Origin of the sequence: Streptomyces sp. PsTaAH-137, assembly GCF_003259365.1 — a bacterium.
Classification (GTDB): Bacteria; Actinomycetota; Actinomycetes; order Streptomycetales; family Streptomycetaceae; genus Streptomyces.
The window spans coordinates 266,220-279,551 of record NZ_QLLY01000003.1 but is presented as its reverse complement, the minus strand read 5'-3'; the positions used below and the strand labels follow the sequence as shown (position 1 = coordinate 279,551).

The following is a 13,332-nucleotide window of genomic DNA, read 5'->3' as shown; positions in this document are numbered from 1 at the left end:
CAATCCATTCTCCCGGCCCCGTATGTCCCGCTTCGGCTGGAACTGCGGGGCCGGATAGTTTGGCGTGCATGCTCACCCAGGCGCCGCAGTCGCTACCGTACGTGTCCGACGCCCGCCGCGCCGCCCCGCACTCTTACCGCCCCGGCTACTGGAGACGGCTGCTCCCGCTGCTCGCCCTCCTCGCCTGCGCCACCCGCGTGCCGTCCTTCGCGCAGCCGCTGTGGAACCCCGACGAGGGCTATCTCGCCGTCCAGGCCCGGCTCCTCGCACAGGGCGGCACGCTCTACGAGACGGTGGTGGACCGCAAACCGCCGTTCGTGCCCTGGCTGTACGAAGCGGTGTTCGCCCTCTTCGGGTCGCAGTCGCTCACCCCGGTCAAGTGGTGCGCCGTGGCAGCGCAGTTGGTGACGGCGGTGCTGCTCGCGTCGACCGCGCGACGCCGCTGGGGCGACGGCGCGGGACGCACGGCGGGCGTGCTGTACCTGCTGATCTCCGTCGGGCTCAACCCGGAGGACGCCCAGGCCGCGACCTTCGAGGTGTTCATGCTGCCGTGGACCGCGGCGGCCGTGTGGTGCGCCGACCGCCGCCGCTGGGGCTGGTGCGGCGCGGCGGTCGCGGGCGCCTTCCTCACCAAGCAGACCGGCGCGGCCGTGCTGCTCCCGGTGGCCTGGACGCTGTGGCGGTGCGGGGCGCCGCGGGCGGGCGCGGTGCGGTGCGCGGTGGGCGTGACGGCCCCGGTCCTCGCGGCGGCCTGGGCCACCGACCCCGCCGGTTTCCTGTTCTGGACGGTGACGGGTTCGGGCGCGTACGCCTCGTTCACCGGCTCCGAACTCCACGTCCTCGTACGAGGGTTGGTGAACGCGGCGATCCTCGGCGTGGCCTGCGCGGGCATCCTGCCGCCCGTCGTCCGCGTCCTGCGCATCGCCCGCACGGGCCACGGCGACCTGTGGCTCTGGCTGGCGTCGTCGGGCGCGGCGGTCCTGGCCGGTTTCCACTTCTTCGGCCACTACTACCTCCAACTCACCCCGCCCCTGGCCCTCCTGGCCACGGCGGCGCTCCAGCCCCTCCCGCGCGAACGCCTCTCGCGCTCCCTCCTCGTCTCCGCCTGCTGCTGCGCCCTCTTCATCGCCTGGGGCCTGCTCGCCCCACGCCCCGACCTCACCCACGCCGAGCGCGTCGCCGACGCCGTACGCGCCCGGACCGCCCCGCACGACCCGGTCCTGATCTGGGGCATGCACCCGGAAACATACTGGCTGGCGGACCGCCCCCCGGCCACCCGCTTCCTGACGGCGGGGCTGCTCACCAATTACAGCGGGGGGCGGGACGGGGGGCGGGTGGGGGAGCGGTGGGCGGTACCGGGCACCTGGCGCACCTTCCGCGCGGAGTTCGCGGCCCGGCCTCCGGGGCTGGTGGTGGACGATTCGCGGGGTGGTCCTTATGGGGTGGGGAGGGTGGGGGCCTTGGGGCGGATGTTGGTGGGGTACGAGCGGGTCGGCGACGTCGACGGTGCGGTGCTCTACCGGCCGCGCGAGTCCGCCCTCCTCAAATCCTGACCTTTGAGACCTGACCCCTGAGACCTGGCTCCTGAGACTCGGGTCACCCCACTTGACCCTCCCCTGTCAAGACTTGGCTGCATATGATAGTAAATTTCAGGTTCCGGGCGTCAGAACCGGAAGAGAACTCAGTGGGAGGGTGGCACCGGTCATGCCGATGAGCACCGTGAGCGGGGAGTCGTCGAGCCGGACCCCGGAGCCGGTCGGCGTCGAGGGCGGCCGCTGGCTGTTCCTCGGCAAGGACGGGCGGCTGACCGCCTACCTCCCCGTGAAGGACGGCATCCGGCGCTGGACGCAGGAGCGCCCGGGCGTGCCGCGCTGGAGCGAGCCGGATCTGCTGCCCGCGCCGCGCACCCGCTTCGTCTCCCTGGTGCAGGGTGCGGACGGCTATGTCCACTTCCTGGGCCGCCGGGACCGCAGACGCCCCGACGGCGCGATGACCGTCGACATCGTGCACGCCATCCAGTACCAGACGGGCCGCCCGCTCTCGGAGTGGCGCGGGCTCGGCAATCCGTTCAAGGACCTGGAAGGGGCGCGGAAGTTCGGCCGCCCCGCGGGCGCCGTCGACCACGACGGAACCGTCCATGTCTTCGTGCGCGACGGCGCGGGCGGGGTGCACCTGCGCCGCGAGGGCAAGGGCGGCAAGTGGCTGCCCTGGCAGGACCTCGGCGGCGACCAGGCCCTGCACGGGCTGGCCCCGGCGGTGACCGCCTCCGGCCGCGTCGAACTGCTCGCCCCCGGTCGGCGTGCCGCGCTGCACTGGTACCAGACCGAGCCCGGCGGGGACTTCCTGCGCGGCTACGACATCCCGCAGACGCCCGCCGTGGGTTCGGTCGCCGGTGTGGAGACGGCGCGAGAGCGGATCACGTACTACTGGGCGGACCGTGCGGGCGGACTGATCGCGCAGCGCCCCGGCGTGTGGCCGGTCGCCGTCGGCGGCGGTGCGGACGACACCCAGATCGCGGCAGCACGCGCGTACGTCGACGGCTACGACTGCACGGTCCTCGCCCACCGGGGCGTCACCGGGACGGTCCAACTGGCGGCGTTCGTATCCGAGTCGGAGGCGAACGGCCTGTGGTGGTCGGACACCGGGCGTGGCTGCGTGGGCGGTCCCGGGCTCGCCGTGGACGGGCACGGAGCGCTCACGCTCGCCGCGGTCGACGAGTCGGGCACGGTGTGGATCACACATCAGGCGGCCGGCTCCGGGCTCTCGCTGGGGGACTGGTACCGGATCTGAGGCGGGAGTCCGATCCGGGGTGTGCTCGGGACAGAGCGGAGGGGGCGGGCGCCCGGCGCCCGCCCCCTCCGCTCTGTCAGTTCCCGCCGGTCGCGGGCGACTTCTTCGCCGACTCGGGGATCTCGGCGCCGGTGCGCAGGGCCTTCCACAGCTGCGTGGCCTGCGGCTCGGCGGCGACGACCCGGTTGGGGTCGGCGGTGTCGTACTGCACGGGCAGCATGATCGTCTCCATCGTCTCCGGGTCGACCCCCTTGAGGCTGCGGCCGAACTCGGCGAGCGCCTTGAGGTTGGCGAGCTCGGAGTCGGTGGTCAGCGACGCGGTGAGGCTGTCCGCGATCTTGTAGCTCTTGGTGGGACTGCCCAGCAGATCCTGCTTCTTGATCTCGCTCAGCAGCGCGATCATGAACTGCTGCTGGAGACCGATGCGGCCGAGGTCGCTGCCGTCGCCGATGCCGTGCCGGGTGCGGACGAAGGCGAGGGACTCGGTGCCGTTCAGCTTGTGGGTGCCCTTGGTCAGGTCGAGCCCGCTGGACTTGTCGTGGATCGCCTGGTCGACCGTGACGTTCACGCCGCCGATGGCGTCGACGAGATCCTTGAAGCCCGCGAAGTCGATCTCCATGAAGTGGTCGAGGCGCACCCCGGACATCTTCTCGACGGTCTTGACCACACAGGCCGGACCGGCCAGCGAGTACACGGAGTTGAACATCACACGCTTCGCCGACGGCACGGTCGTGCCATCGGTCTTGGTGCACTCGGGGCGGGTGACGAGGGTGTCGCGCGGGATGCTGACGGCCGTGGCCTGCTTGCGGCCCTCGGGTATGTGCATCACGAGGGCGGTGTCCGAGCGGGCGCCGGAGACATTGCCGGTCTTCAGCTTCGCGTTGGCCCCGGCCCGCGAGTCGGAGCCGAGGACCAGCACGTTGGTCCCGCTGGTCGGCAGCTTCTCGGGGCGGTCGGTGCCGATCGCCTTGTCGAGGTCGACGCCGTCGATGTTGCCGTTGAGGCTGCTGTAGAGCCAGTAGCCGGTACCGCCCGCGGCCAGCACCACGACCAGCAGCGACCAGAGGATGATGCGGCGGATGCGCTGACCGCGGGTGCGCTCGCGCCGTGGGGCCTTGCCGCGTCGTCGGCTGGGCGTGGCGGTGGCATGACTCATGGGATCGCAATCCTCCGGGGCGGCGGACGTCAGATGGGTGCACGTGAGAGCCGGAGTGGGGGATCGCCGAGGCGGGAACGGGTCCGGGGTCGTGCCGTGCCGGCGCGCGTGGGGTCAGCCGGACGTCGCAGCACTATAGACGCATTTCACCGCTCAAACATGCCTCAGAGTGAGACTGAGGCCCACGCTTCGCGGACTCACTTCGGGAGCCGATGGCTGTACGTGAAGAGACGTGATGCATGTCTCTCCCATCGATCCCCTGCCGGTCGCCCGTCGGTTTCACGCCTTCCCTGCAGGTCTAGACCTTATGTCCCTTATGAAAGTTGAGAGTTGACTTAATTTTAAGGAGTTATGTCGCTTTTGTTCTGAGGTTTGACTGAAATCAAGAAATCAGGCGAAGATCCTGCGCGGTCACTGTCCGAATAGCGACCGAATGTGCTGTGAACATCAGGTGAAGCCAGCAGAGTCGCAGAGGGTCGATGAGAAAGCTGTCCGTACGCGCCGTCCAGAAGCTCACGTGCAAGAAGCGTGACGCGTGGTGGACGGTACTGCTCGTGGACCCGGTGGCCACCCGCATGCTGTGCTGGCTCGCCCGGTTCCGCTTCGTCACGCCGAACCGGGTGACCTGGGCCGCGCTCTTCGTCGGCCTCGGCTCCGCAGGACTCTTCCTGCGCGGCGACCGCATGTCGCTGATCATCGGCGCCGCGCTCTACCACCTGAGCTTCATCCTCGACTGCATCGACGGCAAGCTGGCCCGCCTCAAGGGCAACGGCTCCGTCTTCGGCGGCTGGCTCGACTACGTCTTCGACCGCATCCGTGTGCTGTTCTGCGCGCTCGCCCTGATGGGCGGCCAGTACCTGCGCACGCACGAGGCCTACTTCCTGCTGGCCGCGCTCGTCGTGGTCTTCCTCGACATGCTGCGCTATGTCGACGCGCTGCAGATCTACAAGATGCGCATGTCGATGCGGACGAAGATCGAGAAGGTCACCGCCGAGCGCAAGGCCGCCGAGGCGAAGGCCGCCGCCGAACAGGCTGCCAAGACCGAGCAGTTCGAACAGACCCAGCGACTTTTGCGGGCCCGGCAGGTCCAGCAGGGGCTGCAGGCCCGGCACCAGACTCCGCAGAGCCGCCCGGCCCCGCAGCAGGCGCAGCCCGCCGCGGGCGCCGAGCCCAAGGTCGTCTTCATGGAGGACCTGCTGCGCGAGAACCCGGGCATCGAGGCCGATGTCCTCAAGCAGCACGCCGGCACCGGCGAGGTCGTCGACCTGCACGCCCAGTTCCGCGGCCGCTTCCCCTGGTACACCCGGGTCCGCCAGGCCCTGCTGCGCAGCCGCATCAGGCCGCACCTGATCAGCGGCATCGAGTTCCAGATGTTCATCTTCATCGTGGGCCCGCTGATCGGCCAGATCCTCTGGACCACCGCCGTCTCCGCGGTGCTGCTCGGCCTCTTCGAGCTCGTGATCATGTACAAGTTCTGGCTCTCCACCCGAGACTTCACCCGCGTCATGGACGATCTCGCGCCCGCCCCGCAGACTGTCGGCACCGTCGCCGACCACCTCTTCGCCGGACGCCACCGCGGCCGCGTGCCCGCCGAGCCGCTCCCCCCGGCCGACGTCGAGGAGCGGTTCCCCGCGCCCCAGCCGTACGAGGACCCGGGCTTCCACCCGTATCCCCAGCCGGAGCCGGAGCCCTACCAGCAGCCGCAGGCGGGCTACACCTACGTCTCCCCGCTGGGCTCGTACGTCCCCGCCGACCACCAGGCCACCCAGCCGATCCCCGTCCAGGTCGTCCAGCGCGTCGAGCAGCCCTGGACGGAGGGCGACGGGCGTCTGAGATGAACCAGCACCCCGCGCCCCACCCGGACCCGTCCGCGTACACCGTCACGATCGTCATCGGCGCCTACAACGCCGGTGCCACCCTCGACCGCGCCCTGCGCTCCGCCCTCGGGCAGACGCACCAGCGCGTCGAGGTGCTGGTCGTCGACGACGCCTCCACCGACGGCACCGTCACGGTGGCCCAGGGATACGCACACCGCGACGGCCGGGTACGGATCCTGCCCCGCCAGCAGAACAGCGGCGGTGTCGGCGCGCCCCGCAACAACGGCATCGAGGCCGCCACAGGGCAGTTCCTGATGTTCCTCGACGCCGACGACGAGCTGCCCCACAAGGCCGTCGAGACTCTGCTCGCCGCCGCCCTCGGCACCGGCTCGGAGATCACCGCGGGCCGCGCCCTGCGGGTGAACCTCGCCAAGGACGAGACGACGATCTGGCAGCCCCAGCTCTACGGCACCGACCGCACCGTCACCGGCGGCCTCGCCGCCGTCCCCGAGCTGGTCGACGACCCGATCGCCGCCGCCAAGCTGTACCGCCTGGATTTCCTGCTCAACAACGGCATCCGCTTCCCGGAGAACGTGTACTTCGAGGACACGTACTTCTCCACGGTCGCCGGGTTCTGCGCCCGTACGATCACCCTGCTCACCGCGCCCGTCTACCGCTGGATCTGGGAGCGCGAGACCGACACCCCCTCGATCACCAACCGCCGCGGCGAACTGCGCAGCATCCGCGACCGTGTCCTCGTCCACCAGTGGACCGACGCGTTCCTCGCGCACAACGGCGGACACGACCTGATCGCCCACAAGGCGGCCAAGTTCCTCTCCCACGACCTGAAGCTCTACACACCCGAACTGCGCGAGGGCGACGACGCCTACCGCGAGGGCTTCGTCCGCGTCGTCGCCCCGTACCTGCGCTCCCTGCCCCCGGACACGTACGAACTGGCGGGCCCGCTGGAGCGCGTCCGCGCCTTCGGGCTCATGCACGGCCGGGTCGACGTCGCGCTGACCGTCGCCGACTACGTGCAGCGGCGCTCGGTCCTCAGCAGCGACCTGGTCGAACGCGACGGCAAGGTCTTCTGGTCCGGCGCCCTGCTCGGCCGACCGCACGCCGACTACTTCCTCGACGTCACCGACCTCGACCTGACCGACCAGAAGCTCACCGACGCACGCCTGTTCAACCAGGCCACCCGCGTCGAGATCCACGACGGCGAACTCCACGTCACCGGCCGCATCCGCAACCAGTTCGGCCGGGTCGTCCCCAAGGACAAGCTCGAACTCATCGCCGTGCTGCGCCGCCGCAGCCCCAAGACGGACCACACCTTCACGGTCAGCGGTGTCGAGGTCGACGACGAGTACATCCACTTCCAGACCACCGTCGACCTGGACGAGACCGTCGGCCGCCCCGGCCAGGCCAAGGGCGCCGTCTGGAACCTGTTCGTGCAGATCCGGCACGCGGGCGAACGGGCCACCACCACCGTCTGCATCCGCGGACTCGACATGTCGCGCGAGCGCTACCACGGCGACGACGAGACGTTCGAGATCTACGAGACCGTCAGCGGCAACCTCGCCCTGCGCCCCGAGACGAGTGCGCAGGCGGAGCGGTCCGACGACCGCGGCACCCCCTGGCTGTGGTGGTCGACGGCACCCGCGCCGACCCCCGGCGCCACCGTCGGGCGCTTCGCCGCCTCCCTCGTCGTGCACTGCCACAACGACGAGTACAACCTGTACGAGTTCCTCAGCTCACTGGCCGCGCAGACGGAGTTCGCCCGCACCCAGGTCATCCTCGTCGACGACGGCTCCACCGACAGCACCGGACGCCGGCTCGCCAGTTTCGCGGTGCACTACCCGAACGTCACCGTCGTACCGCAGGCCCTGATGGGCATGCGGGCCGCCTTCGACCACGGCGTGCGGTACGTCGGCGCCCCGTTCGTCATGTTCGCGCGCGCCCGCGACATCCTCGGCGAGGACGTCATCGGCCGGCTGCTGGCAGCCGCCGAGCGCACCAAGGCCGACGTCGTCGTCGGCGACCAGGACAACTTCCCCGGCCCGCGCCGCGACACCGACACTCCGTGGAAGCGGTACTTCGGCAAGCAGAAGGGCGCCATCACCCAGCTCGACGACGCGCCCTACCTGATCTTCTCCACCGGACTCGGCGCGAAGCTGCTCCGCACCGACCTGGTGCGCCGGCAGAACCTGCGCCTCGGCATGGGCCCGGGCCACGAGGACGCCTGGGTCAGCGTGCCCGCCCTGCTGCACGCCCGCCGGATCGCCGTCGCGCCCACCGCGAGCACCTACGAACGCGACCGCGAACAGCGCGACTCGCTCTTCGACCTGCCGTGGAACGACCCGGTCAAGACGCAGGAACTGATCCGCCTGTGCGGACACCTCCTGGGCCGCAGCGGCTCGCTCTCCCCGCGCGCCGCCCGCCTCGCCCAGCGCTTCGTCGTGCGCACCTTCCAGCCCTACCTGCGCAACATCCACCGCATCATGAGCCGGGCCGAGATCGCCGCGGTCTTCGGCGCCCTGCACGGCGTCTACGCGCAGATACCCGACGACCTGATCCTCCAGTACGCCGTCGCCGCGCAGGCCAGGCTCCAGCACCACGCCGTGCGGACCGGCAACTTCGCGCTGTTCTGCGACCCGCACGACCGGCCCGACTACGCGCCCTACCTGCACATCGACGACACCGGCCTGTACCGGCGGCTCACCGTCGACACTACCGAGACCGCGCTGCTCCGCGTCGACCGGCAGAAGGCCGTCCTGGAGACCTTCGACGTCACACCCGACGCGATCACCTTCGAAGGACTGCTCGTGCTGTCCGGCGTCGACATCGCCCACGAGTTCCGCAACCGCGTCGAACTCGTCCTGAGCGACGGACGCACCGAGTGCACCGTCCCCGTCGAGCAGGTCTACCGGCGCGACCGCTGGCGCACCCGCAAGGAACAGGACTGGTTCTCCGGCTGGCGCGCCGTGGTCCGGCCCGGCGACTTCGGCAGGCTCAGCAACCGCGACCTGACCGTCGCGGTCCGCGTTCACGACGGCGACCGGCACCTGGACACGCCCGTCGAGGCCCGCCAGATGCTGCACCGCTTCAAGGGCGTCCACCCGGCGGGCCGCGCCACGGTCCTGCTCACCATCGACGACGACGAGCAGCTCACCGTCCGCCGGGTCAAGGGCCTGGTCCGCCGCGGCGGCAACAAGCTCGGCAGGTTCCGCAAGGAGCTGCGGGCCGCGCTGCCCGGCAGGCCCGGCTGGCGCACCCGCCTGCTGTACTGGCTCACCCATCCGTGGCTGCACCGCAAGAACATCTGGATCATCGGTGAGCGCGAGGACACCGCACAGGACAACTCGTACCACCTGTTCAAGTGGATCCGGCAGAACGAGCCCAAGCGCAAGGTCTACTACGCGATCAACGGCGACTCCGCCGACCGCGCCAAGATCGACCCGTACGGCCACGTCATCGACCGGCTGTCGTGGAAGTACCGGGTCTACCTGCTGCACGCCCGCCGCCTGATCAACGCCTACGACCTGGAGGCCTATCTGGGCTTCCCCGGTCTGTCCAAGCGAGCGTTCCTGCGCGGGTACGGCGACCTGCTGCGCTACAAGAGGGTCTTCCTCCAGCACGGCGTCGTCTACAACGACGTCGCGCCGTCCATCCACGCCCAGGTCACCAACGTGGACATGGTGCTGACCACCGGCCGCAGCGAGCGCGCGTACTACGCCGAGCACTGCGGATACGGCTACGACCGGGTCGCGGCGACCGGCCTGCCGCGCTTCGACGCCCTCGAACCCGTCCCCGGGCTGCGCCGCGTGCTCGTCATGCCCACCTGGCGCCGCGACATCGTGGCCCCCTCCTACAACAAGGCGGCCAAGCCGGACATCCCGTTCGCGGCCTCCGAGTACTACCGCTTCTTCTCGTCCCTGCTGCGCGACGAACGCCTGCTGAAGGCGCTCCAGTACTACAACGTGGAACTGGAGTTCATGCCGCACTACGAGATCCGCCCGTACCTCAAGCACTTCCGCATCGACCACCCGTCGATCACGGTCTCCACGACCGGCCGAGACGTGCAACTGGCGATGCGCGAGTGCTCGATGCTGGTGACGGACTACTCGTCGGTCTTCTTCGACGTCGCCTACATGCGCAAGCCGATCGTCTACACGAACTTCGACGACGAGGCGTTCTACAGCAAGCACTACAAGCGCGGTTACTTCGACCTGGCGCGGGACGGCTTCGGCCCGACCTGCGGCACCGTCGAGCGTGCCGTCGACGAGATCATCGCGTCCATCAGCCGGGACTTCCAGGTCGAACCGCGGTACACGCGCAGGGCCGAGGAGTTCTTCGTGCTGCGCGACACGTTCAACTGCGAGCGCGCCTTCGACGTGATCGACACCATGGACCCGGGGGTGGTCGCCGAATGACCCGATCCCTGTGGGCAGTTCGGGCGGGACGGCCGGACGATCGGTAACACCGCGAGAACCCGCGGGCTCGCAGTGGCCCTCGCGACGCTCTGCCTGACACTGCTCGCCGGCTGCACTTCGGCCGGCTCCCCGGCGGACCCGGAGCAGACATCGGGACCGCCCTCGGCATCGGTCCCCCATGACGCCGGGTCACCGCTGCCCGAGGGGTTCCGCTTCCGGGAGTCCGGGCGCAGGCTCGGCGACGGCAGTCCGGTGCGGATGACGATGCTGAGCGTCGGCCCCGACGCACGGGTGCGGGTCACCGGTGTGCACGGCAGCACGCTGGCCCGCGCCGAGACGGTCCGCTCCATGGCCCGCGGGGCCGGGGCGCTCGGCGCGGTCAACGGCACGTACTTCGACATCGCCACCGGTCACCACCACGGCGGCTACGACGGCGATCCGACCGGGCTCTACGCGGAGGACGGCAAGGTGCTCAGCGAGGCGATCGCCGGCCGGCCCGCACTCCTCGTCGGGTATTCCGGTGGACGCATGATCGCCCGCATCACCGAGGCGTCCACCATCGGGCGGGTGCGCGCCGCCGACGGTGCCCGGCGAGAGGTCGACGGTGTCAACCGGGTCGCGGGCCGGATCCTCGGCTGCGGCGGCGTCGGCGGGGACCGCCTCGCCGCGACCGGCCGGCCCATGACGCGGCCGTACAGCGGACTGTGCACCGACCCCGACGAGGTCGTCTCCTTCACTTCCGAGTGGGGTACGGACACCCCGTCCGGCCCGCCGGGCAGTACGGAAGTCCTGCTCGCCGCGGACGGGACCGTGCGGGGCACGCGGTCTCCCGCCGGGGGCCGGCTGCCGGCGGGCGGCGGTGCGCTGTACGGGATCGGCGCGGGCGCCGACTGGCTGCGCGCGCACGCGAGGACCGGTACGCGCATGGCGGTCTCGGAGCGCGTCACCGATGCCGCCGGGCGGGCACTGCCCGGTCCGGTGGGAACCGCCGTGGCGGGCAGTGCGCGACTGGTGCGCGACGGGAGGGTGGACCCGGGCATCCGGAGCCTCGCCGCGGCGCGCCAGCCCCGCACCCTCGCGGGCGTCACCGGTGACGGCACCCTGCTCCTGGTCACCGTCGACGGCCGGGCGCGGGGCCACAGCGTCGGCATGACAGCGGCCGAGGCGGCTGAGCTGTTGCTGTCTCTCGGAGCCGTCGACGGGATCAATCTCGACGGTGGCGGCTCGACGACGGCCGTCCTGCGCGGGGAACTTCGCAATCGGCCGCGCTCCGCCGACGACGGCGCCGTCACCGAACGCCCCGTCGCCGACGCCCTGGCCGTCCTCCCCGAATGAGCGCGGGTTCCACCGGCCGGCTCAGGGAAGCGTGATGTTCCCCGCCGGGGCGGAGAAGAGAGAGCCGCCCGTGCTCATGGAGATGTACGCCTCGTAGTTCCCCGCCGGTGCCTTGTCCAGGCTCACGCCCTTGTAGCCCGACGTGGCGAAGTAGCCGAAGTCATAGGTGCCGTAGTCGCCGGGCCGGATGTGCGGCCGTATCGCGGCGACCTTGCGGGACATGCCGAGCCGGAAGGAATGAGTGGACCCCTCACCACGCAGCACCAGGTAGTAATGCGCGTGCCCACGCTCCGCGGCCTCGATTCCGTGGATGAAGAACACCCCCTCTACGTGCAGGGTCCGCTCTTTGAGCCAGCTCTTCTCCAGAGAGAAGGCCGTCTCCTGGGAGACATGTCCGATCAGCGGCCGCCGGACGAGACGCACCCGGTTCTCGTCGCCGATCAGACAGACCTCGATGCCGCCCACGGGACGCCGGATGTCGAAAGCGCGCTGCGTGACGAGCTTGGTCCGCCGGTCGATTCCCTCGGCCGGGCTCTGCACCCGTACGGACAGGTCGTAGACACCGCCCGGAATACCCTTCATCGAAATTCCGGAACCGTCGTCCGACTCGAATCCCCCGTCCGCGTAGTCGCGGGCGAAACGGTCGAAGTAGCGGCTGTACGTGTACTTCGCCTCGGTCGTGGCCAGCGGGAACTCCCAGTATTTTCCGCGGCCTTCGAGAACCAGGCTCTTGGCGGTCGGGAATTCACCGTGCGGGGACTGCCCCGGAATGAAGGCATGGCCGCTGAGTCGGAGACTCCCGCCGCGTATCTCCTGCTTGAGCAGAACGGCGGTGAGCGCGTCCGTGCCACGCAGCTCGGCCAGGTACCGCTGCTGTTCGACCGGGTCGACCCGCGTGTCCCCGTTCTCGACGAAGCCCAGGCGGGGCGCGGCCCCCTCGGCGAGCGCCGCGAGTACCCCCAGAGTGAGCTGGAGGTTGTAGAACGACACCTCGCCGTGCTGGCGCACCAGCTGTGAACTGGTGCGGATGAAGTTGAAGTTCTCGCAGGCCCAGAAGAGTTGGAGATGCGGGCTGATCTCGGTCTCGTACTGCTCGTCGGCCTCCGAGGTGAACAGATAGACGTTGTGCCCCTGCCCGCCGTAGGTCTTGAGCAGGTCGGGTATGGCGCGGTCGAGCACGTCGACGTGCTGCTGCGGCATGTCGTCGCCCATCATGTACCGACCGGTCACCGCACGGTCCCGCACGTAACTGCCGACGAGGAACTGCGGGACCACGGAAACGATGTTCCGGTACCCGTACTTCAGGCCGTAATAGAGAGCGGCGCTGCCGCCTTTCGACACTCCCAGCACCGTCACCTGGTCACGCGTCAGACCGAGCTGGTTCAGCTTTCCTTCGATGAGTCCGAGGACGGCGCCCTCGATGTCGAAGTTCATGTTCCGGCACATGTAGTAGCTGTAGTTGCCGTCGAAATCGTCCCGGATCCACAGCACATTGGCGCGCAGGCCGCTCAGCGACTTTCCGGCGAAGTGATAGCCATTGGGTGCGCCGAGTCCCGAGAAAACCACCACGAGGTGCCGGACATCGCCGTCGGCGGGCCGGAACCGGTACTCCACGGGGACGGCCCCGGCCGAATAGGTCTCGGTGACCGTGCCACGTCTGTCGACCGTCGCCAGATTCGGCGCGAGCGCAGGGAGTTCATCGTTCATGAAATATCGTGCCCGCTCCTCTGTGGTGACCTCCCTCTATTCGCTGACGGAGGCATCAGGAGTCTATCCGGCGGCCGACAGTGGCGGGAGTGAA

At 69.9% G+C, this 13,332-nt stretch carries 7 protein-coding genes; 5 read left to right on the top strand and 2 right to left on the bottom strand.

The genetic code is table 11. From position 1 onward, the window contains the following. Positions 1 to 68 precede the first annotated feature (68 nt). The gene (locus K377_RS07650; RefSeq protein WP_111662417.1) at positions 69 to 1,553 is read left to right on the top strand and encodes a glycosyltransferase family 39 protein; all 1,485 of its coding nucleotides are present in this window, start codon (positions 69 to 71) and stop codon (positions 1,551 to 1,553) included. Between the two features lie 151 nt (positions 1,554 to 1,704). Then, positions 1,705 to 2,790: a hypothetical protein gene (locus K377_RS07645; RefSeq protein ID WP_237551816.1), complete on the top strand. Its 1,086-nt coding sequence runs from the start codon at positions 1,705 to 1,707 to the stop codon at positions 2,788 to 2,790. Between the two features lie 76 nt (positions 2,791 to 2,866). Here the strand turns inward: K377_RS07645 and K377_RS07640 are convergent, their stop codons facing one another. Then, a complete protein-coding gene (locus K377_RS07640; protein WP_111662416.1) occupies positions 2,867 to 3,946 on the bottom strand; it encodes an LCP family protein in 1,080 nt (359 codons plus the stop codon). Positions 3,947 to 4,425: 479 nt separating this feature from the next. On the opposite strand from K377_RS07640, the gene K377_RS07635 reads away from it, so the two are divergent. The 3 genes from K377_RS07635 to K377_RS07625 all read left to right on the top strand — a co-directional run bounded on the left by K377_RS07635 (position 4,426) and on the right by K377_RS07625 (position 11,531). Further along, positions 4,426 to 5,784: a CDP-alcohol phosphatidyltransferase family protein gene (locus tag K377_RS07635; protein ID WP_111662415.1), complete on the top strand. Its 1,359-nt coding sequence runs from the start codon at positions 4,426 to 4,428 to the stop codon at positions 5,782 to 5,784. Continuing rightward, entirely contained in the window at positions 5,781 to 10,196 is a 4,416-nt protein-coding gene (locus K377_RS07630; RefSeq protein WP_111662414.1) for a glycosyltransferase, read from the top strand. Before K377_RS07635 ends, K377_RS07630 begins: the two co-directional genes overlap by 4 nt. A gap of 72 nt (positions 10,197 to 10,268) precedes the next feature. Further along, positions 10,269 to 11,531, top strand: coding sequence for a phosphodiester glycosidase family protein (locus K377_RS07625; protein WP_258394991.1), 1,263 nt, complete (start codon positions 10,269 to 10,271; stop codon positions 11,529 to 11,531). A gap of 21 nt (positions 11,532 to 11,552) precedes the next feature. Here K377_RS07625 and K377_RS07620 read toward each other — a convergent pair whose 3' ends face one another. After that, positions 11,553 to 13,238 carry a hypothetical protein gene (locus tag K377_RS07620; protein WP_111662413.1) on the bottom strand — a complete coding sequence of 562 codons (1,686 nt, stop codon included), beginning with the start codon at positions 13,236 to 13,238 and terminating at the stop codon, positions 11,553 to 11,555. Positions 13,239 to 13,332: the final 94 nt, after the last annotated feature.

Excerpts from the sequence above, each read along its gene's own strand:
- K377_RS07620 (WP_111662413.1), bottom strand. The coding sequence starts at position 13,238 with ATGAACGATGAACTCCCTGCGCTCGCGCCGAATCTGGCGACGGTCGAC.
- K377_RS07645 (WP_237551816.1), top strand. The coding sequence starts at position 1,705 with ATGCCGATGAGCACCGTGAGCGGGGAGTCGTCGAGCCGGACCCCGGAG.
- K377_RS07630 (WP_111662414.1), top strand. The coding sequence starts at position 5,781 with ATGAACCAGCACCCCGCGCCCCACCCGGACCCGTCCGCGTACACCGTC.
- K377_RS07640 (WP_111662416.1), bottom strand. The coding sequence starts at position 3,946 with ATGAGTCATGCCACCGCCACGCCCAGCCGACGACGCGGCAAGGCCCCA.
- K377_RS07635 (WP_111662415.1), top strand. The coding sequence starts at position 4,426 with ATGAGAAAGCTGTCCGTACGCGCCGTCCAGAAGCTCACGTGCAAGAAG.
- K377_RS07650 (WP_111662417.1), top strand. The coding sequence starts at position 69 with ATGCTCACCCAGGCGCCGCAGTCGCTACCGTACGTGTCCGACGCCCGC.